The organism is Streptomyces sp. RFCAC02 (assembly GCF_004193175.1).
GTDB lineage: Bacteria > Actinomycetota > Actinomycetes > Streptomycetales > Streptomycetaceae > Streptomyces.
In genome coordinates this window covers 4616127-4635048 of sequence record NZ_SAUH01000001.1, presented here as the reverse complement: position 1 = coordinate 4635048, position 18922 = coordinate 4616127, and the positions used below count along the sequence as shown (strand labels likewise).

Here is an 18922-nt window from a genome sequence, read left to right as displayed (position 1 = left end):
CCTCAGCCGCGCGCCGACCGGCGTAGAACGATGCACCACGACCGCGTCATGGGCGTCCGACCCGCCGCCCGAGCGGCGGTAGAACGATCCACGGAACGGAACCACAGCCAGCGGAACCGCCCGCCCACCGGGGAAGACACCCAAGCCACCCGTACAACGATGCACCTGCCGGGACCCGACTCCCCGAACGCACCACCACCGAGCCGGTACAACGATGCACAACGACCGCGGGGCGCCCACAGCTCCGCCTTGCGGTGACCGCGTCCGAACCCGTCCGAGGCCGCGGTAGAACGATCCACGGAACGGAACCACAGCCAGCGGAACCGCCCGCCCACCGGGGAAGACTCCCAAGCCGCCCGTACAACGATGCACCTGCCGGGACCCGACTCCCCGAACGCACCACCACCGAGCCGGTACAACGATGCACAACGACCGCGGGGCGCCTACAACTCCGCCTTGCGGTGACCGCGTCCGAACCCGCCCGAGGCCGCGGTAGAACGATGCACGGGCCGGGTCCGCCGCGCGACGGTGCCCCACCGCCCCGGGACACGGAAGCGCCGTCCCGCCGCCAGCCACTCGTGGCCGGAGGCCGGCCCGGTACAACGATGCACAGCGGCTGCGGGGCCGGTATGACCGCGCCCGTCGGGAGCGGTCGTAGAACGATGCACCCCCGCCCCGGCACGCAGCCGTGCGGGCACATGACGAGCGCCCCCCACCGGGCCGGTGGGGGGCGCTCGTCAGAACCGCTGCGGGGCTCAGGCGTCGGTGGACTCCGGCGCCAGGCGCTCAAGGATCAGCTCCCGTGCCCGGCCCGCGTCGGCCTGGCCCCGGGTGGCCTTCATGACCGCGCCGACCAGCGCGCCCGCCGCCGCGACCTTGCCGCCGCGCACCTTGTCGGCGATGGCCGGGTTGCCCGCGATGGCCTCGTCCACGGCCGCGCCCAGCGCGCCCTCGTCCGAGACGATCCGCAGGCCGCGCTTCTCGACCACGTCGTCCGGGCCGCCCTCGCCCGCGAGCACGCCGTCGATGACCTGGCGGGCCAGCTTGTCGTTGAGCGCGCCCTCGGCGACCAGCGCCGCGATCCGCGCGACCTGCTCCGGCGTGATCGGCAGCGCGGACAGCTCGACCGCCTGCTCGTTCGCCCGGCGGGCCAGCTCGCCCAGCCACCACTTGCGGGCCGCCGCGGCGTCGGCACCGGCCTCCGTGGTGGCGACGATCAGGTCGACGGCGCCCGCGTTCAGCGCGGACTGCATCTCGTGCGCCGAGATGCCCCACTCCTCGCGCAGCCGGTTGCGGCGGACGAGCGGCAGCTCCGGCAGACCGGCGCGCAACTCCTCGACCCACGCCCGGGACGGGGCGACCGGCACCAGGTCGGGCTCGGGGAAGTAGCGGTAGTCCTCCGCCTCCTCCTTCACACGGCCCGAGGTCGTGGTGCCGTTCTCCTCGTGGAAGTGCCGCGTCTCCTGGACGATGACACCGCCGTCGCCCAGCACCGCCGCGTGCCGCTGGATCTCGAACCGCACGGCCCGCTCGACGCTGCGCAGCGAGTTGACATTCTTCGTCTCACTGCGGGTGCCGAACGCCTCCCGGCCCAGCGGCCGCAGCGACAGGTTCACGTCGCAGCGGAGCTGGCCCATCTCCATGCGGGCCTCGGACACGCCGAGCGCCCTGATGACCTCGCGCAGCTCGGCCACGTACGCCCGCGCGATCTCCGGCGCGCGCTCCCCGGCGCCCGTGATCGGCTTGGTGACGATCTCGATCAGCGGGATGCCGGCGCGGTTGTAGTCCAGCAGGGAGTGCGACGCGCCGTGGATACGGCCCGTCGCACCGCCGATGTGCGTGGACTTGCCGGTGTCCTCCTCCATGTGGGCGCGCTCGATGCCGACCCGGAAGACCTCCCCGTCCTCCAGCTGCACGTCGAGGTACCCGTCGAACGCGATGGGCTCGTCGTACTGGGAGGTCTGGAAGTTCTTCGGCATGTCCGGATAGAAGTAGTTCTTCCGGGCGAACCGGCACCACTCGGCGATCTCGCAGTTCAGGGCGAGCCCGATGCGGATCGCCGACTCGACGCCCGTGGCGTTGACCACGGGCAGGGAGCCGGGCAGGCCGAGGCACGTGGGGCAGGTCTGCGTGTTCGGCTCGGCGCCGAGCGCGGTGGAGCAGCCGCAGAACATCTTCGTCGCGGTGCCAAGTTCCACATGGACCTCGAGGCCCATGACGGGGTCGTAGGACGCGAGCGCGTCCTCGTACGACACCAGGTCGGTGACGGTCACGGTTACCTCTCGGATGATGCTTGCGCGTCGTGGTTCATGCGGCGGATGTCGCGGGCCAGCAGCGCGACGCCGGTGACGATGGCGGCTGCGGACACGACCGCGTCGGCCAGCCGCAGCCTGTCCTGCTCGACCCGCGCCTCACGAAGCTGCCGCACGACGCTGATCGCGCCGAACAGAGTGGTGCCGATGGACAGGTAGGTGCTGGACTTCGACTTCTGCTTCCGCTTGCTCATAGCGCGGGTGCCTCCTCCAGGATCGGGTGCCCCCAGCGTGCCTGGTACGCGGCCTCGACCGCGGCTCCGACGCGGTAGAGGCGGTCGTCCGCCATGGCGGGCGCGATGATCTGCAGCCCGACGGGCAGACCGTCCTCCGGTGCCAGACCGCAGGGCAGGGACATGGCACTGTTACCCGCGAGATTCACGGGAATGGTGCACAGATCCGCCAGATACATGGCCATCGGGTCGTCCACCCGCTCGCCGATGGGGAACGCGGTGGTGGGGGTCGTCGGCGAGACGATGACGTCGACCCGGCCGAACGCCGCCTCGAAGTCACGGGCGACGAGGGTGCGGACCTTCTGCGCGCTGCCGTAGTAGGCGTCGTAGTAGCCGGACGACAGGGCGTAGGTGCCGAGCATGATGCGGCGCTTCACCTCGGGGCCGAAGCCGGCCTGGCGGGTGAGGGAGGTGACCTCCTCGGCCGACCTCGTGCCGTCGTCGCCCGTGCGGAGGCCGTAGCGCAGGCCGTCGAAGCGGGCCAGGTTCGACGAGCACTCGGACGGCGCGATCAGGTAGTACGCGGCGAGCGCCTTGTCGAACGACGGGCAGGACAGCTCCACGACCTCGGCCCCGAGGCCGCGCAGCAGCTCGACCGACTCGTCGAACCGCTGGAGCACCCCCGCCTGGAAGCCCTCACCGCGGAACTCACGGACCACGCCGACGCGCAGCCCCTCGACCGACCCGCTGCGCGCCGCCGCCACGACCGCCGGCACCGGGGCGTCGACGGACGTGGAGTCGAGCGGGTCGTGGCCGGCCATCACCTCGTGCAGCAGCGCCGCGTCCAGGACGGTACGGGCGCACGGACCGCCCTGGTCCAGGGAGGAGGAGAACGCGACCATGCCGTAGCGCGAGACGCCGCCGTACGTCGGCTTCACACCGACCGTGCCGGTGACGGCCGCGGGCTGCCGGATGGAGCCGCCGGTGTCGGTGCCGATGGCCAGTGGGGCCTGGAACGACGCCAGCGCCGCCGCCGAGCCGCCGCCCGAGCCGCCGGGGATGCGGGTGAGGTCCCACGGGTTGCCGGTGGGGCCGTAGGCGCTGTTCTCCGTGGACGAGCCCATGGCGAACTCGTCCATGTTGGTCTTGCCGAGGATGACGACCCCGGCGTCCTTGAGGCGCCGGGTGACGGTCGCGTCGTACGGGGGCAGCCAGCCGTCCAGGATCTTCGAGCCGACGGTGGTGGGCACGCCCTCGGTCGTGAAGATGTCCTTCAGGGCCAGGGGGACACCGGCGAGCGGGCCGAGCTTGTCACCGGCGGCGCGGCGCTCGTCCACGGCGCGGGCCTGCGCGAGGGCGCCGTCGCGGTCGACGTGCAGGAAGGCGTGGACCTTCTCGTCCACGGCCTCGATGCGGGACAGGTGGGCCTCGGTGGCCTCGACGGCGCTCACCGAGCCGTCGGCGAGCCGCTCGGACAGGCCGGCCGCGGTGAGGCGGGTCAGGTCGGACGTCACATCGCTCACGGTCACTCCTCCCCCAGGATCTGCGGCACCTTGAAGCGTCCCTGCTCCTGCGCCGGGGCGCCGGCGAGGGCCTGCCCGGCGGGCAGGCTGGGGCGGACGCGGTCCTCACGCATCACATTCGTGAGGGGCAGCGGGTGGGAGGTCGGCGGCACGTCCTGGTCGGCGACATCGGCGACGCGGGCGACCGCGCCGATGATGTCGTCGAGCTGTCCTGCGAAGTGTGCGAGTTCTTCGTCGGTCAGCTCCAGACGCGCCAGCCGGGCGAGGTGGGCGACCTCCTCGCGCGTGATGCCAGGCATGTGGCGATCCTCTTGCTCGTCGCGGGCTGGGTTTCCGCCGCCAATCCTATGGCGGTGCCGCGACGGGCCGCGCACGGATTCCCCGGGGGCCGGTACGGGGGGCGGTCAGGCGCCCGCCGGCAGGCTCCGCCCCGTGGGGCGGCCCCCCGCCCGGGCCTGCGCGGGGACGGCCGGGGCGCCGTCGCGGGCGCGGAGCCAGGCGGTGGCCTCGTCGGCGGGCATCGCGGCGGCGACCAGCCAGCCCTGGACGGCGTCGCAGCCGAGGTCGCGCAGCCGCTCCCACGTCCCGTCGTCCTCGACGCCCTCGGCGACCACGACGAGCCCGAGGGCGTGGGCCAGCTCCAGCGTGTGGCGGACGATCTCGGCGTCCTCGGGGTCGGAGGTGAGGCGGGCCACGAACGACCGGTCGATCTTCAGCTCGCTCACCGGCAGCCGCCGCAGGTGGACGAGGGAGGAGTAGCCGGTGCCGAAGTCGTCCAGGGAGACGCGGACGCCGTGCCCGGTGAGCCCGGCGAGAGTGTCGGCGGCCTGCTCGGGGTCCTCCAGCATGGCGTGCTCGGTGATTTCGAGCTGGAGCGCGGCGGGCGGCACGCCGTGGTGGGCGAGGCGGGCGGCGACGGCGCCGGCGAAGCCGGGGGTGTTGACGTCGCGGGGGGACACGTTCACGGCGACCGGCACGGTCAGCCCGGCGGACCGCCAGCGCGCGGCCTGGCACAGGGCCGTGTCGAGGACGTACTCCGTGAGGCGGGGCATGAGGCCGGACGCCTCGGCGATGGTGATGAACTCGTCGGGCGGTACGCGGCCCCGATCCGGGTGCTGCCAGCGGACGAGGGCTTCAAGGCCGGTGACACGGCCGTCGAAACCGACCTTGGGCTGGTAGTGGAGATCGACCTCGCCCGCGTCGAGGGCGCCGCGCAGGTCGCCGAGGAGGGCGAGACGGTCGGGGGTGTTGCCGTCGCGGCTGGCGTCGTAGACCTCGACGCCGGTGCGGTCGGCCTTCGCGTCGTACATGGCCACGTCGGCGCGGCGCAGCAGCCCTTCCGCCTCGGGGGCGTGCTCGGGGTAGACGGCGACGCCGGCGCTGGCCTCCACGACGATGGTGAGGCCGTCGAGGTCGAGGGGGGCGCCGAGGGTTCCGACGAGGGTGCGGGCGACGTGCTGGGCGCTGGTGGCGGAGGCGACGCGGGGCAGCAGGACGGCGAACTCGTCGCCGCCGAGCCGGGCGGCCTCCGCGCCGGGCGGCAGGGAGCGCTGGATGCGGCCGGCGATGCTCAGCAGGAGGCGGTCGCCGGCGAGGTGGCCGAGGGTGTCGTTGACGGCGCGGAAGCTGTCGAGGTCGATGAGGACGAGGGCGGCGCGGTCACCGGTGCGCTCGGCGTCCTCCAGGGCGGTGCCGGCGCGCTCCAGGAGCCACTGGCGGTTCGGCAGGCCGGTGAGGGGGTCGCTGAGCTGGTCCTCGGTGCGGGCGCGGGCCATCCAGAAGGTGGAGTCGAGGGCGATCAGGGGGACGGCGAACAGCGGCAGGAGGACGGGCGCCTGGTCGGCGACGACGGCCATCAGGGGCGCCGTGCACAGGAGGGCTATCGCGACCAGCCCCTGCTTGGCGAGGGCGCCGAAGGCCAGGGAGGGGAGCCCGCCGGGCGGGGGGCTGACCAGCCACAGCAGGAGGCGGGTGATGACGAGGTAGGCGCAGGCGCCGAGCAGGAGCTGCGGGAAGGTGGCGGCCTGCCACTCGCCGGGCTGCCAGGGATGTTCGACGGTGGGTCTTGTGCCCCAGGCCGCGAGGGTGAGGGCGGCGCCGCCGACGCCCAGTATGTCGATGGCACCGTGGCGGACGGCTATGAGGCGGCTCTCGCGGCGGGCGATGCCGGCGAGGGTGACGACGGCGAGGCTGACCAGCATGGCCGGGACCCAGCCGTACAGGAGGAGCATGGCGAGGGCGAGGGCGGCGCCCGAGCCGGAGCCGCCGCCCCACCAGCTGTCGCCGCCCAGTGCCACGAGGTGCGCGACGATGACGCCGGTGAGGACGGCGAAGCCCCAGCCGGGCCGGTCGCCGGGGAAGAGGGCGTGGCCGCCGCCGAGCAGCCGGCAGACGCCGATGAGCAGGGCGATGCCGGCGGCGGCGAGGACGGCCGTGCCGGCGGTGCGGGACCACCGGGTGTGGACGTGCGGCGAGGTCCTTCTCCCGTCGGCTGCTGTGTGCATTGGGGTCCCTCTCACGGCCGTGCCCCCGCGTCCGCGGCGGGCGCTCCGCCCCAGATTAGGGGGCGGAGCGCCCGGGGCGCCGGTCAACCCGGTCTGTTGCCGAAAGCATGGCGCTCCGGCGCGTGCCTCTGGTATATGCCGACGCGCCGGGGTGCGCCGTGGTCCCGACGGGCCTGCGGCGTCAGCTCTCTGACGCGCCGTCGGCCGGGGCCGCCTGCTCCTCCGTGGGGAGGGCCGCGGCGCGGGCGGCGTCGGGTCCCTCGGCGAGCAGGACGGCGAAGCCCGCCTCGTCCAGCACGGGCACCTTCAGCTGCACCGCCTTGTCGTACTTGGACCCGGGGCTCTCCCCCACGATGACGAAATCGGTCTTCTTCGAAACAGAACCGGTCACCTTCGCGCCGAGGTTCTGCAGGGCATCCTTCGCGGCGTCCCGGGTGTGGCTGCCCAGGGTGCCGGTGACGACCGTGGTGAGGCCGGCGAGGGGCCGCGGGCCGGTGTCCTCGCCGCGCTCCTCGGCGAGCCGGACGCCCGCCGCGCGCCAGCGCTCCACGATGGCGCGGTGCCAGTCCACGGTGAACCACGCCGTCAGGGACGCGGCGATGGTCGGCCCGACTCCCTCGACGGCCGCCAGCTCCTCCTCGCTCGCCTCGGCGATGCGGTCGATCGAGCCGAACTCGCGGGCCAGGGCGCGCGCCGCGACCGGCCCGACGTGCCGGATGGACAGACCGGTGATGAACGCCGCCAGCGGCCGGGTCTTCGCCGCCTCGATGCTCTCCAGCATCGCGAGGGCGTTCTTCTTCGGCTCGCCGCGCTGGTTCGCGAAGAAGCTGACGATCTTCGGCTCGCCCGTCTCCGGGTCGCGCTTCGGCAGACCCGTGTCCGGGTCGAGGACATAGGACCTGATGGGCAGCAGCTCGTCGACGGTCAGCTCGAAGAGGCGCCCCTCGTCCTTCAGCGGGGCCTCGGCCGGCGCCAGCGGCTGGGTGAGGGCCGTGGCTGCGACGTACCCGAAGTGGTCGATGTCGAGGCAGCGACGGCTCGCCAGGTAGAAGATCCGCTCCCGCAACTGGGCCGGGCACGACCGGGCGTTGGGGCAGCGCAGGTCGATGTCCCCCTCCTTCATGGGCTGGAGGCGGTGCCCGCACTCGGGGCACTCCTCCGGCATCACGAAGGCGCGCTCGGTGCCGTCCCGCAGGTCCGCGACCGGGCCGAGGATCTCCGGGATGACGTCCCCCGCCTTGCGCAGCGCGACCGTGTCGCCGATGAGGACGCCCTTCGCCTTGACGACCTCCTGGTTGTGCAGCGTGGCGAACTCGACCTCGGAGCCCGCCACCGTGACCGGCTCCACGACCGCGTACGGCGTGACCCGGCCCGTGCGGCCGACCCCGACGCGGATGTCGAGCAGCCTGGTGTTGACCTCCTCCGGGGGGTACTTCCAGGCGATGGCCCAGCGCGGCGCGCGCGACGTACTGCCGAGGCGGCCCTGGAGCCGGATCTCGTCCACCTTGACGACGACGCCGTCGATCTCGTGCTCGACGGCGTGCCGGTGCTCGCCGTAGTACGCGATGAACTCGCGGACGCCGGCCAGCGTGTCCACGACCTTCGCGGCGCGCGCGGTCGGCAGGCCCCAGGACTTCAGCAGCTCGTAGGAGCGGGACAGGCGATCGACGGACAGCCCCTCGTGGGCGCCGATGCCGTGCACGACCATCTGGAGCGCCCGGCCCGCCGTCACCTTGGGGTCCTTCTGCCGCAGCGAGCCGGCGGCGGCGTTCCTCGGGTTGGCGAACGGCTTCTCGCCCGCCTCGACGAGCCGCGCGTTCAGCTCCTCGAAGCGCTCCATCGCGAAGAACACCTCGCCCCGGATCTCCACGAGGTCCGGCACGTCGTCGCCGGTGAGGCGGTCGGGCACCTCCTCGATGGTGCGGACGTTGGGCGTGATGTCCTCGCCGGTCCTGCCGTCGCCGCGGGTCGCCGCGCGGGTGAGCCGGCCGTGCTCGTAGGTGAGGTTGACGGCGAGGCCGTCCACCTTCAGCTCGCACAGGTAGTGGTAGGGGATGCCGGACAGCTCATCGGCGACGCGGTCCGCCCAGGCGCCCAGCTCCTCGTCGTCGAAGGCGTTGTCGAGGGACAGCATGCGCTCGCGGTGCTCGACGGAGGTGAACTCCGTCTCGTAGTGCCCGGCGACGGCCTGCGTCGGCGAGTCGGGGGTGCGCAGCTCGGGGTGCTCCTCCTCCAGGGCCTGCAACTCCCGCATCAGCGCGTCGAACTCGGCGTCGCTGATCACCGGGGTCCGCACGTAGTAGCGGAAACGGTGCTCCTCGACCTGCTCGGCGAGGCGCGCGTGCCGCTCGCGCGCCTCGGCGGGCACGGAGGACTCCGCCGCACCGGACCGTGTCCCAGCCACCACTTCTCGTCTCCCGTCACTCAGGGTCGTCCGCGAGGGATCGTGCCGCCCGGACGCAGTGCGTCAGCGCGGCTCGCGCGTACGCCGGGGAGGCACCCGCGAGCCCGCAGGCCGGGGTGACCGTCACGGACGCCGCGAGCGTGCCCGGTGACAGCCCCAGCCTGCGCCAGAGCGATCTGACTCCACTGACAGTACCGGCCGGGTCCGACAATTCCCGGGGCTCGGTGCCGACGGCGGGCACGACTCCGGCGAACAGGCCGATACCGGCTTCCACCGCCTCCCCGACCGCGTCGTAGTCACGCTCGGTGAGCAGCCCCAGGTCGAAGGAGACGGCCGCCGCGCCCGCGCGCCGCAGCAGGGCGAACGGGACGCCCGGCGCGCAACTGTGCACGATCACCGGGTCGTCCCCGGCCGCGCCCAGCACGCCCCGCAGCGTCTCCTCCACCACCGCGCGGTCCACGGCGCGGTACGTGCGGTAGCCGCTGGCGGTGGGGACGCGGCCGGTCAGGACGGCGGTCAGCGACGGCTCGTCGAGCTGGAGGGCGATCCGGGCGCCCGGCACGCGCCGCCGCACGTCGGCGAGGTGCGCGGCGAGTCCCTCGGTGAGGGAGGCGGCCAGGTCGCGGCAGGCGCCGTGGTCGCCGAGCATCGCCTCGCCGTTGCGGCGTTCCAGGGCCGTGGCGAGCGTCCAGGGTCCGGTGGCCGCCACCTTGAGGACGCCGGTGAAGCCCTGCGTGAACTCCTCGATGGCGTCCAGGTCCTCGCGCAGCCAGCCGGTGGCCCGCCGGGTGTCGCGGCCCGGCCGGTCGCTGACGCGCCAGCCGCTCGGTTCGACGTGCGCGTACAGCTCGGTGAGGAGGCCCGTGGTCCGCCCGATCATGTCGGCGCCCGGGCCGCGGGCGGGCAGTTCCGGCAGGAACATCAGGGTCTCCAGGGACCCGGTGACGATCCGTGCCGCCTCCCTGGCGTCCTCGCCGGGCAGGGAGCCGACGCCCGTGGCGGCGGCGGGACCCCAGGGGCGCTTGTCGGCTGCTGTGTCGTTGGTCGTCGTGTCGGTCACGGGGACAACGTAGGTCACCGCCGGGCGGCCCCCGCCACCGCCGCCGTCAGCCCGTGGGGCGGACCGTCAGGTCGGTGACCTCGGCGCCGCGCGGCAGGTCGAGGGCGGTGAGGACGGTGGTGGCCACGTCGTCCGCCGTCATCCAGCGGTCCGGGTCGTACGCCTTGCCCTCCTGCTGGTGGATCTTCTCCTGCATGGGGGTCGCGGTGCGGCCCGGGTAGACGGAGGTGACGCGCACGCCGTTCGCCGCCTCCTCGCCGCGCAGGGCGTCGGCGAGGGCGCGCAGCCCGTGCTTGCTCGCCGCGTACGCGCTCCACTCGGGGTTCGCGCGGAGCCCGGCGCCCGAGTTGACGAAGACGACGTGGCCGCGGGCCGCGCGGACCTGGGGCAGCAGCAGCCGGGTCAGCTCGGCGGGGGCCACGAGGTTCGCGGCGAGGGTGGCGCGCCAGACGGCGGGCGTCAGGTCGCCGACGGGACCCAGCTCCGCGACGCCGGCGCAGTGGACGAGCCCGTCGATGCGGTCGGGCGGTGACTGGTGGCCGAGCGCCCAGGAAAGGCGCTCCGGCTCGCCGAGGTCGCCCACGAGAGTGCGCGCGCCGGGGAAGTGCTTCTCCAGCTCCCGCGCGCGCCCCGCGTCGCGCGCCCACAGCCACAGGTCCTCGCCGCGCTCGGCGAGCCGGCGCGCGAGCGCCGCGCCGATTCCGGAGCCCGCCCCGGTGATCAGGTGTGTTGCCATACGACCATGGTCCCCCACGGTGTCCCGGCACGCTGCGGCGGGCGCGGAACGCGGTGAGCGGTGACGACGGACGGAAAGGGGAGAGGTCATGCGGATCGCGGTGGTGCAGATGCTGTCGGGCACTTCGCCGGCGGAGAACCTGCGGGAGGTGCGCGCCGCCGTCGCCGGGGCGGCGGCGGGCGCGGACGTGGTGGTGCTGCCCGAGGCGGCGATGGCCCGGTTCGGCATCCCGCTCGGGCCGGTCGCCGAGCCGCTGGACGGGCCGTGGGCCGAGGGGGTGCGCGAGGCGGCGGCGAGCGCCGGGGCGCTCGTCGTGGCGGGGATGTTCACGCCGGCGCCCGACGGGCGGGTACGCAACACCCTGCTGATCACCGGGCGCGGCGTGGACACCTCGTACGACAAGCTGCACCTGTTCGACGCGTTCGGCTTCGCGGAGTCCGCGACGGTGGCGCCGGGCGACCGCCCGGTGACCGTGGAGCTGGACGGCGTCGGCCTCGGGTTCGCGACCTGCTACGACGTGCGGTTCCCCGGGCTGTTCACGGGGCTCGCCGATCGCGGGGCGCGGGTGATCCTGCTGCCGGCGTCCTGGGGCGCGGGGCCGGGGAAGGCGCGGCAGTGGGAGCTGCTGGTGCGGGCGCGCGCCCTGGACAGCACCTGCTGGGTCGTGGCGGCGGGCCAGGCGGACCCGGCGACGGTCGGCGATCCACCCCGGACGACGGCGCCGACCGGCATCGGGAACAGCATGATCGTCTCGCCGCTGGGCGAGGTGCGAGCGCGCCTGGGCGGGGAACCCGGCACGCTCGTGTTCGACCTGGACCCGGCGGAGACGGACGCGGCGCGCGCGGCCGTCCCCGTCCTGGCGAACCGGGTGGACCTCCCCCCGGCGCCGCCGCCCGCCGGCTGAGCGGCCCGGGGAGCGCCCGTCAGACGCGGGAGGCGCCGGCGCGTTCGGTCGTGGCGATGGTCGCCGAGCCGACGACGCGCGTGCCGTCGTACAGGACGACCGCCTGGCCGGGCGCGACGCCGCGCACCGGGCGCTCGAACCGCACCCGCAGCCCCTCCCCGCCGTCGGTCGGCTCGGCCACCACCGGCGTCTCGCCGCCGTGGGCGCGCAACTGCGCCGTGTACGCGGCGGGACCGGCCGGTGCGGCGCCGCACCAGCGGGGGCGGATCGCGGTGAGGACGGTGACGTCCAGCGCCTCGGCCGGGCCGACCGTGACGGTGTTGGCGACGGGCGAGATGTCGAGGACGTAGCGGGGCTTGCCGTCCGGCGCGGGGCGGCCGATGCGCAGGCCGCGCCGCTGCCCGACCGTGAAGCCGTACGCGCCGTCGTGCGTGCCGATCTTCTCGCCGTCCTCGTCGAGGATGTCGCCCTCGGCGGTGCCGAGGCGGCCGGCGAGGAAGCCCCGGGTGTCGCCGTCGGCGATGAAGCAGATGTCGTGGCTGTCGGGCTTCCGCGCGACGGCGAGGCCCCGGCGCTCGGCCTCGGCGCGGATCTCGTCCTTGGTGGCGCGGGTGTCGCCGAGCGGGAACAGGGCGTGCGCGAGCTGCCGCTGGTCCAGGACGCCGAGGACGTAGCTCTGGTCCTTGCCCGCGTCGGCGGAGCGGTGCAGTTCGCGGGTGCCGTCCGGTGCGGTGGTGACGGTGGCGTAGTGGCCGGTGCAGACGGCGTCGAAGCCGAGGGCGAGCGCCCGGTCGAGGAGGGCGGCGAACTTGATGCGCTCGTTGCACCGCAGGCAGGGGTTGGGGGTGCGGCCCGCCTCGTACTCGGCGACGAAGTCGTCCACCACGTCCTGCCGGAAGCGTTCGGCGAGGTCCCAGACGTAGAAGGGGATGCCGATGACGTCGGCCGCGCGGCGGGCGTCGCGCGAGTCCTCGACCGTGCAGCAGCCCCTGGCTCCGGTGCGGAACGACTGCGGGTTCGCGGAGAGCGCGAGGTGGACGCCGGTCACGTCGTGGCCGGCCTCGGCGGCGCGGGCCGCGGCGACGGCGGAGTCGACGCCGCCCGACATGGCGGCGAGGACCTTCAGGGGGCGTCCGGCGCGGGGAGTGAGAGTCATAGCGCCTCCAGGGTACGGGCCGCCGCCGGGTCAGCTCAGGCCGGCGGCGCGCGCCCGCTCGACGACGGGGCCGATGGCCCGTGCGACGGCGGCGACGTCGTCGGCCGTGGTGGTGTGCCCGAGGCTGAACCGCAGCGTCCCGCGGGCCAGTTCGGGTCCCGCTCCGGTGGCCAGCAGGACGTGGCTCGGCTGGGCGACGCCGGCGGTGCAGGCGGAGCCGGTGGAGCACTCGATGCCCTGCGCGTCGAGGAGGAGGAGCAGGGCGTCGCCCTCGCAGCCGGGGAACGCGAAGTGGGCGTTGGCCGGGAGGCGCCCGGCCGGGTCCGGGTCGCCGCCGAGGACGGCGTCCGGCACGGCGGCGGTGACGGCGGCGACGAGGTCGTCGCGCAGGGCGCCGACCCGGCGGGCGAACGCGTCGCGGCCCGCGACGGCGGCCCCGGCTGCGGCGGCGAACGCGGCGATGGCCGGCACGTCCAGGGTCCCGGAGCGGACGTCCCGTTCCTGGCCGCCGCCGTGCAGGACGGGCATGGGCGTGACGTCACGGCCGAGCAGCAGCGCGCCGATGCCGTACGGGCCGCCCACCTTGTGGCCGGAGACGGAGAGCGCGGCGGCGCCCGAGGCGGCGAAGCCGACGTCGAGCTGGCCGACGGCCTGGACGGCGTCGGAGTGCAGGGGGACGCCGTACTCGGCGGCGACGGCGGCGAGTTCGGCGACGGGCTGGACGGTGCCGATCTCGTTGTTGGCCCACATGACGGTGACGAGCGCGGTGCCGTCGGGGTCGCGGGCCAGCGCCTCCCGCAGGGCGTCGGGGTGGACGCGGCCGTACGGGTCGACGGGCAGCCATTCGACGGCGGCGCCCTCGTGGTCGGCGAGCCACCGGACGGCGTCGAGGACGGCGTGGTGCTCGACCGGGCTCGACAGGACGCGGACGCGGCGCGGGTCGGCGGCGCGGCGGGACCAGTACAGGCCCTTCACGGCGAGGTTGTCGGCCTCGGTGCCGCCGGAGGTGAAGACGATCTCGCCGGGGCGGGCGCCGAGCGCGGCGGCGAGGGACTCGCGGCTCTCCTCGACCACGCGCCTGGCCCGCCGTCCCGCGCCGTGGAGGGCCGAGGCGTTGCCGGTCGCGGTGAGCTGGGCGGTCATCGCGGCGATGGCCTCGGGCACCATCGGAGTGGTGGCTGCGTGATCGAAATACGGCATGGTGACCAGATTCTACGAGCCTGCCGGGAACCGGTGGTGCCGCGCGGACGTTGGGCGGAGCGGGAGGAAGCGGTGGGTGAGCGCATGATCACGGATGGGGAGGCGGCAGGCGAGCGGTCCGGCGCGGGCGGCCCGGACGGCTCCGGCCGCGGTTCGCCGGGGCGCAGACGGCTGCTCGTCGCGGGCGGCGCCGCCGTGACGCTCGGCGTCGGCGGCGTGCTGGCCCGTGGCCCGCTGGAACGCCTGTGGTGGCGGTACGGCGCGCAGGACGTCGCGCGCACGGAGGGCGAGGTCGACCACCCGGGCGCCGAGTGGGTGCCGGCGTCGGCGGCCAACTACCGGCGGGCGAACCGGCCGCGCGACTACCCGGTGGACCGTGTCGTGATCCACATGCCGGAGGCCACGTACGACGTCACGCTGCGCGTCTTCCAGGACCCTTCGCACGAGGCGGCCGCCCACTACGTGGTGCGGTCGGAGGACGGGCACGTGGCGCAGATGGTGCGGGAGCTGGACGTCGCCTACCAGGCGGGCAACCGCGCGTTCAACGAGCGCAGCGTCGGCATCGAGCACGAGGGCTGGGCGGACGACCCGTCGTACCTCACGGACACGCTGTACGAGTCGTCGGCGCGCCTGGTCGCCGGGATATGCGGCCGGTACGGCATACCGGTGGACCGGCAGCACATCGTCGGGCACAACGAGGTGCCGGACGTGGTGCGGATCTGCCCCGGGCCGCACTGGGACTGGGACCGCTACATGGAGCTGGTGCGCGCGGCGGCGGGCGCGGGTTCGGGGGCGGGGGCGGACGCGGAGGCGTGATCAGCTCAGGGTGCCGAGGCGGCTGAGTTCCTCGGCGCAGCGCTGGGCGTCGGCCTCGCGTTCGAAGATGGCGGCCCGCAGTTCCCGGGTGTCGGGGTCGGGGACGTGGGCGAGGTGTCCCTCGTCGGACACGACGTACCAGCCTCGGTCGGCGCTGTGGCGTGCTTCGTACTGCATGCGGAAACGGTAGCGGTGCCCGCGTCCCGCCCGGGCCGTTACGCGGGAGACGCACGGGACGGGCGGGACGCGGGGCGGGTTCATTCCGCCGGCCTCGCGAACCGGGCGATGTCGACCGGCGCGCAGTCGCCCGGATCCCCGGCGAAGAACCGGTAGTCGACCAGGTCGAGATCGCTGTAGTTGGCGATGACCACCGTGTCACCGGCCCGGAGCGAGATGTACGGTTCCGACTGCTCGGCGTCTTCCCCGTGCCGCACGGGCCGCGGCCTCCCCTCCTCATCCGCGTCCAGGTCCATCGCCCGCAGGTCCACCGCGCCGACTGAGTTCAGCGTTCCCGGGGCGAACACGGCATCGGGCCAGGTGCACACCTGTCCCTCGGACGCGGGGTCGATCAGGACGCGCACCCCGTGCGCCTCCAGGTCCTCGGCGAACGCGCGCTGGGCGTCCCGGTCGAACGTGGGCTCCGCGTCGGACATGGTGAGGGTCACGGAGCCGTCGGGGTTCTCCTCGATGGCGTACGCCGGGGTGGCGCCGCCGCCCGGCAGGAGGATGTAGCCGCCCGCGACGGCCGCCGCCGCGGTCAGGCCGGCGGCGACGCGCAGCGGTGTCCTGGCGCGGCGGCCGGCCGGCGCGGGGTCGGCGGCGGCGGCGATGCGGACCTCGTTCTTCAGCTCGTCCAGGAGGCGGTCCTCGAAGGTCGTGGTCACGCTGAACTCCCTGCGGTGACGGGAAGGGTGGTGGGTTCGGCGGGCGGTGCGGCCGCCTCGGCCAGGGACTTGCGGGCGCGGTGCAGCCGCACGCGTGCGGTGACCGGCCGGATGCCGAGTGCCCGCGCGGCCTCGGTGACGGTGAGCTGGTCGACCGCGATGAGTTCCAGGACGGCGCGTTCGCCGTCGGGGAGCGTCGCGAGGGCGCGCAGGGCGCGGCGGCCGGCCTCCTCGGCGGCGAGCCGTTCCTCCAGGCGCGCGATGTCGTCGGCGGCGAGCAGGCGGCGGCCGGCGATCCGGGTGGCGGCGGCGGTCGCGCGGGCGGCGCGGCGGCGTTCGGCGGCGACGGTGTTGCGGGCGATGCCGTACAGCCAGGCGATCTCGCTGCCGCGGGCCGCGTCGTAGGTGTGCGCGGAGTCGATGGCCGCGAGGAAGACCTCGGCCGTCAGGTCCGCGACGGTGTGCGGGTCGTCCACGCGCCGGGCGAGGAACCGTGTCACGGCGTCGATGTGCCGCCGGTAGAACTCCTCGAACAACGCCGGGTCCCGCGCCACGGCGGCCGGGCCGCCGCGGCCTCGTACGGGGATCTTCACAAGGGGGTGCTCCCGTCCTCGTCCTGCTTTCTGCCTCTACTTGGCGGGAGGACGGGAGAACGTTACGGCGGGCCGTCAGGCGGGCCAGTACAGCGACTCGGCGCGCGCCCAGTCGATCTCGACCGGGGTGTCGCCGACGGTCTTCACCTCGACGCGGATGCGTCCCTTGTCGGTGGCGGAGATGAAGCCCGTCCAGGTGTACGTGAAGTGGCCGTCGCCGCCGTCGTGGACGGGTGAGGTGATCGGCATGGTCCCGGTGCGTTCGAACGATCCGTCGGCCGCCTCCCGGTACTCGGCCAGCCGGATCTGGAACTCCTCACCCGCCACCAGGCCCCGCACCCGCACCCCGACCGACGCCGTGTAGTGGCAGGGGCCGAACAGGATCGACGGTTCGGCCTCCTTGTCGACCCAGCCGCTGCCGTCGTGCCGCCGGTTGAACTTGAGGGTGGTCCAGGTGTCCGGCTCGGCGGTCCGGACGTAGTCGGTGGTGCCGTAGACCGTCCACTCGGGCATCTCGTCCTCCTCGCCCGGCCCGCTGCCGGGGGTCCAGTCCGCGTCGTGCCGGAGGCGTTCGGCCACGCGCGCGCGGACGTCCTTCATGGTGATGCCGGGGCCGCGCGGGTCGATCTTGCCCGGCTGCCACTCCAGGTGGCCGATGACGGAGGTGTCGCCGTCCTTGCCCCAGCCGTGCGCGCGGCAGACGGCGGCGGACGCGCGCACGATGGCCTCGACCTGCTCGGCCGGCCACGGGTCCTTGTTGTCGCCGAGGTTGACGCACTCCCAGCCGTAGAAGTGGGTGTTGCCGTCGGTGTCGGCCTCGTTGTCGGCGGGCAGGGACGCCTCGGCGATGACGGCGTCGAGGACGTCCCCGTCGCCGGCGCCCGCGTGGTTGGCGCGGCCGTGGCCGACGAGGTACAGCGTGCCGTCCTTGGCGATCACGCCGTGGCACAGCGGTCCGGGGAGGTCGGAGCGTCCGTCGTAGCACAGGTCGACGGAGGCGTCGGTGCCGGTGGTGACGGTGTGGTGGACCATCACCCCGTGGACCGGCCCCCATGCGCCGGCGCCATTGCGGTTGTGCGTGCGCCAGTTCTTGTGTTCGACGACTTTCACTCCCTCGTCCTTGAGCGCCTTCAGGATCGCGTCGGCGGAAAGCGGAGTGGCCATGGAGTGACCCCCTCGGCGGACGGGTGGAATGGGTGGGGGAACGCGCCCGGAATGCGCGGCCGGGCACGGTACGAGATGTACGGCCGACGGCCCGCGACGCGCAAGAGGGCTGTTCACGCCCCCAGCGCCGGAATCACCCAATGACCTTTCCCATAACGGCAGTTGACCCGACGAAAGGGAAATGTGAAAACTTGGCGGCCGGCCGCGTAACTTCAACACACGCTCCTGGACGGCATTCCCGGGCTCGGGCAGTGTTCCTCCCGCCCGGCGCGCGGTGCGCCGGGCGGCGAAAGGCGAGGAGGATTCACATGGCCGTGACACGGCGAGGCGTACTGGGTGCCACGGGCGCCGCCGCGGGACTGCTGGCGGCGACCGCCGGCACCGCACGCGCCACCGGCCGGCCGCGCCCGGTCATCGGTGAGGCCACCGGCGACCGGCTGCACATCATGTCCTTCAACATCCGCTACGACGCGAACGCCGCTCCCGGCACCGACGACGCCTGGACCGACCGGCGGCCCGTGCCAGGGTCTGTCCGGCGGATCTTGCCTGTCTCGCGACGCCGGCTACGGCACCTCGCTGCGTTGCCGTATCGCGCGAATACGGTCGGGTATGAGCTGCGATCCGGCGCCTTGCGATGCACCGCATCCGACGCCGCGAGCCGCGACAAGACCCACCGGACAGACCCTGGCCGCGCTCCTCGACCGGGAACGGCCGACGGTGCTGGGCGTGCAGGAGGCCCTGTACCACCAGGTCGGGCAGATCGCCGCCGACCTGGGGGACGGCATGGACTGGATCGGCCTCGGCAGGGAGGGCGGCGGCCGGGGCGAGTTCATGTCCGTGCACTACGACACCCGCCGCCTCGAACCGCTCGACTTCGACCACTTCTGGCTCTCGGACACCCCGAACGTGATCGGTTCCGCCTCCTGGGGGAACAACGTCGTCCGCATGGTGACATGGGTGCGCTTCGCCGACCGCCGTACCGGCAAGGAGTTCGTGCACGTCAACACGCACTTCGACCACCAGTCGGAGAACGCGAGGCAGCGCTCCGCCGCCCTGGTGCGCGACCGGATCGCCGCCTTCGACGCGGACCTGCCGGTACTGCTGACCGGTGACTTCAACACACCCGCCGAGTCCTCGGCGTCCTACGGCATCCTGGTGACGGACGGCGGCCTCGTGGACACCTGGAACACCGGCCGCCGGGTGACCGAGGCGTGGGGCACGTTCCCCGGCTACGGCGAACCCGTCGCCGGCGGCGACCGCATCGACTGGATCCTCGCCCGCCCGAACGTGGAGGTCCTGCGCGCCGCGATCAACACCTACCGCGCACGCGACGGCCGCTGGCCGTCCGACCACACGCCCGTCCAGGCCCTCGTCCGGCTGCCCTGACCTACGCCGGACGGGTCGCGGTTTCCCTCGTTCGAGGGATTGCCGGAAGAAAAATGTTGGGGAACGGCATACGGGGGTAACCGGAGAACACCCCCCAGGGACCCCGG

At 74.0% G+C, this 18922-nt stretch carries 16 protein-coding genes and 1 pseudogene; 3 read left to right on the top strand and 14 right to left on the bottom strand.

Annotation, left to right across the window (positions count from 1 at the left end):
- Positions 1-755 precede the first annotated feature (755 nt).
- The 8 genes from gatB to EMA09_RS21535 form a co-directional block, all read right to left on the bottom strand.
- Entirely contained in the window at positions 756-2273 is a 1518-nt protein-coding gene (gene gatB / locus EMA09_RS21570; RefSeq protein WP_129842634.1) for an Asp-tRNA(Asn)/Glu-tRNA(Gln) amidotransferase subunit GatB, read from the bottom strand.
- A gap of 2 nt (positions 2274-2275) precedes the next feature.
- Positions 2276-2506 (bottom strand): hypothetical protein, encoded by a 231-nt coding sequence (locus tag EMA09_RS21565; RefSeq protein WP_129842633.1) that lies wholly within the window; start codon positions 2504-2506, stop codon positions 2276-2278.
- Entirely contained in the window at positions 2503-4008 is a 1506-nt protein-coding gene (gene gatA / locus EMA09_RS21560; protein WP_168220778.1) for an Asp-tRNA(Asn)/Glu-tRNA(Gln) amidotransferase subunit GatA, read from the bottom strand. Before gatA ends, EMA09_RS21565 begins: the two co-directional genes overlap by 4 nt.
- Positions 4009-4010: 2 nt before the next feature.
- Entirely contained in the window at positions 4011-4307 is a 297-nt protein-coding gene (gatC, locus tag EMA09_RS21555) for an Asp-tRNA(Asn)/Glu-tRNA(Gln) amidotransferase subunit GatC (protein WP_129842632.1), read from the bottom strand.
- A 105-nt stretch (positions 4308-4412) separates the two neighbouring features.
- Positions 4413-6512, bottom strand: coding sequence for a bifunctional diguanylate cyclase/phosphodiesterase (locus tag EMA09_RS21550; RefSeq protein WP_129842631.1), 2100 nt, complete (start codon positions 6510-6512; stop codon positions 4413-4415).
- Between the two features lie 181 nt (positions 6513-6693).
- The gene (gene ligA / locus EMA09_RS21545) at positions 6694-8880 is read right to left on the bottom strand and encodes an NAD-dependent DNA ligase LigA (protein ID WP_129842630.1); all 2187 of its coding nucleotides are present in this window, start codon (positions 8878-8880) and stop codon (positions 6694-6696) included.
- 52 nt (positions 8881-8932) lie between these two features.
- Positions 8933-9976 (bottom strand): methionine synthase, encoded by a 1044-nt coding sequence (locus EMA09_RS21540; protein ID WP_129842629.1) that lies wholly within the window; start codon positions 9974-9976, stop codon positions 8933-8935.
- 46 nt (positions 9977-10022) lie between these two features.
- Positions 10023-10712, bottom strand: a complete 690-nt coding sequence (locus EMA09_RS21535) for an SDR family oxidoreductase (RefSeq protein ID WP_129842628.1) — start codon at positions 10710-10712, stop codon at positions 10023-10025.
- A gap of 88 nt (positions 10713-10800) precedes the next feature.
- Here EMA09_RS21535 and EMA09_RS21530 point away from each other — a divergent pair, with 88 nt between their 5' ends.
- Complete coding sequence (locus EMA09_RS21530; RefSeq protein ID WP_129842627.1) at positions 10801-11616, top strand: carbon-nitrogen hydrolase family protein; 816 nt, start codon at positions 10801-10803, stop codon at positions 11614-11616.
- 19 nt (positions 11617-11635) lie between these two features.
- On the opposite strand, the gene mnmA is transcribed toward EMA09_RS21530, so the two are convergent.
- Both mnmA and EMA09_RS21520 read right to left on the bottom strand, forming a co-directional pair.
- A complete protein-coding gene (mnmA, locus tag EMA09_RS21525; RefSeq protein ID WP_129842626.1) occupies positions 11636-12772 on the bottom strand; it encodes a tRNA 2-thiouridine(34) synthase MnmA in 1137 nt (378 codons plus the stop codon).
- A 30-nt stretch (positions 12773-12802) separates the two neighbouring features.
- Positions 12803-13972: a cysteine desulfurase family protein gene (locus EMA09_RS21520; protein WP_129842625.1), complete on the bottom strand. Its 1170-nt coding sequence runs from the start codon at positions 13970-13972 to the stop codon at positions 12803-12805.
- Between the two features lie 84 nt (positions 13973-14056).
- Between EMA09_RS21520 and EMA09_RS21515 the strand changes: the two genes are divergently transcribed.
- Complete coding sequence (locus EMA09_RS21515) at positions 14057-14788, top strand: N-acetylmuramoyl-L-alanine amidase (RefSeq protein WP_129842624.1); 732 nt, start codon at positions 14057-14059, stop codon at positions 14786-14788.
- Here the strand turns inward: EMA09_RS21515 and EMA09_RS28475 are convergent, their stop codons facing one another.
- From EMA09_RS28475 to EMA09_RS29495, 4 genes and pseudogenes are all read right to left on the bottom strand, one after another.
- On the bottom strand, positions 14789-14965 hold the full coding sequence (locus EMA09_RS28475) for a hypothetical protein (protein ID WP_168220777.1): 177 nt from the start codon (positions 14963-14965) through the stop codon (positions 14789-14791). It abuts the gene before it with no gap.
- 80 nt (positions 14966-15045) lie between these two features.
- The gene (locus EMA09_RS21510) at positions 15046-15672 is read right to left on the bottom strand and encodes a hypothetical protein (protein WP_129842623.1); all 627 of its coding nucleotides are present in this window, start codon (positions 15670-15672) and stop codon (positions 15046-15048) included.
- On the bottom strand, positions 15669-16265 hold the full coding sequence (locus EMA09_RS21505) for a sigma-70 family RNA polymerase sigma factor (protein ID WP_129842622.1): 597 nt from the start codon (positions 16263-16265) through the stop codon (positions 15669-15671). The genes EMA09_RS21510 and EMA09_RS21505 overlap by 4 nt, the downstream gene beginning before the upstream one ends.
- Before the next feature lie 564 nt (positions 16266-16829).
- A pseudogene (locus EMA09_RS29495) lies at positions 16830-17429 on the bottom strand (N-acetylmuramoyl-L-alanine amidase); the annotation flags it as partial.
- 609 nt (positions 17430-18038) lie between these two features.
- Here EMA09_RS29495 and EMA09_RS21490 point away from each other — a divergent pair.
- On the top strand, positions 18039-18815 hold the full coding sequence (locus tag EMA09_RS21490; protein ID WP_129842620.1) for an endonuclease/exonuclease/phosphatase family protein: 777 nt from the start codon (positions 18039-18041) through the stop codon (positions 18813-18815).
- Positions 18816-18922 lie beyond the last annotated feature (107 nt).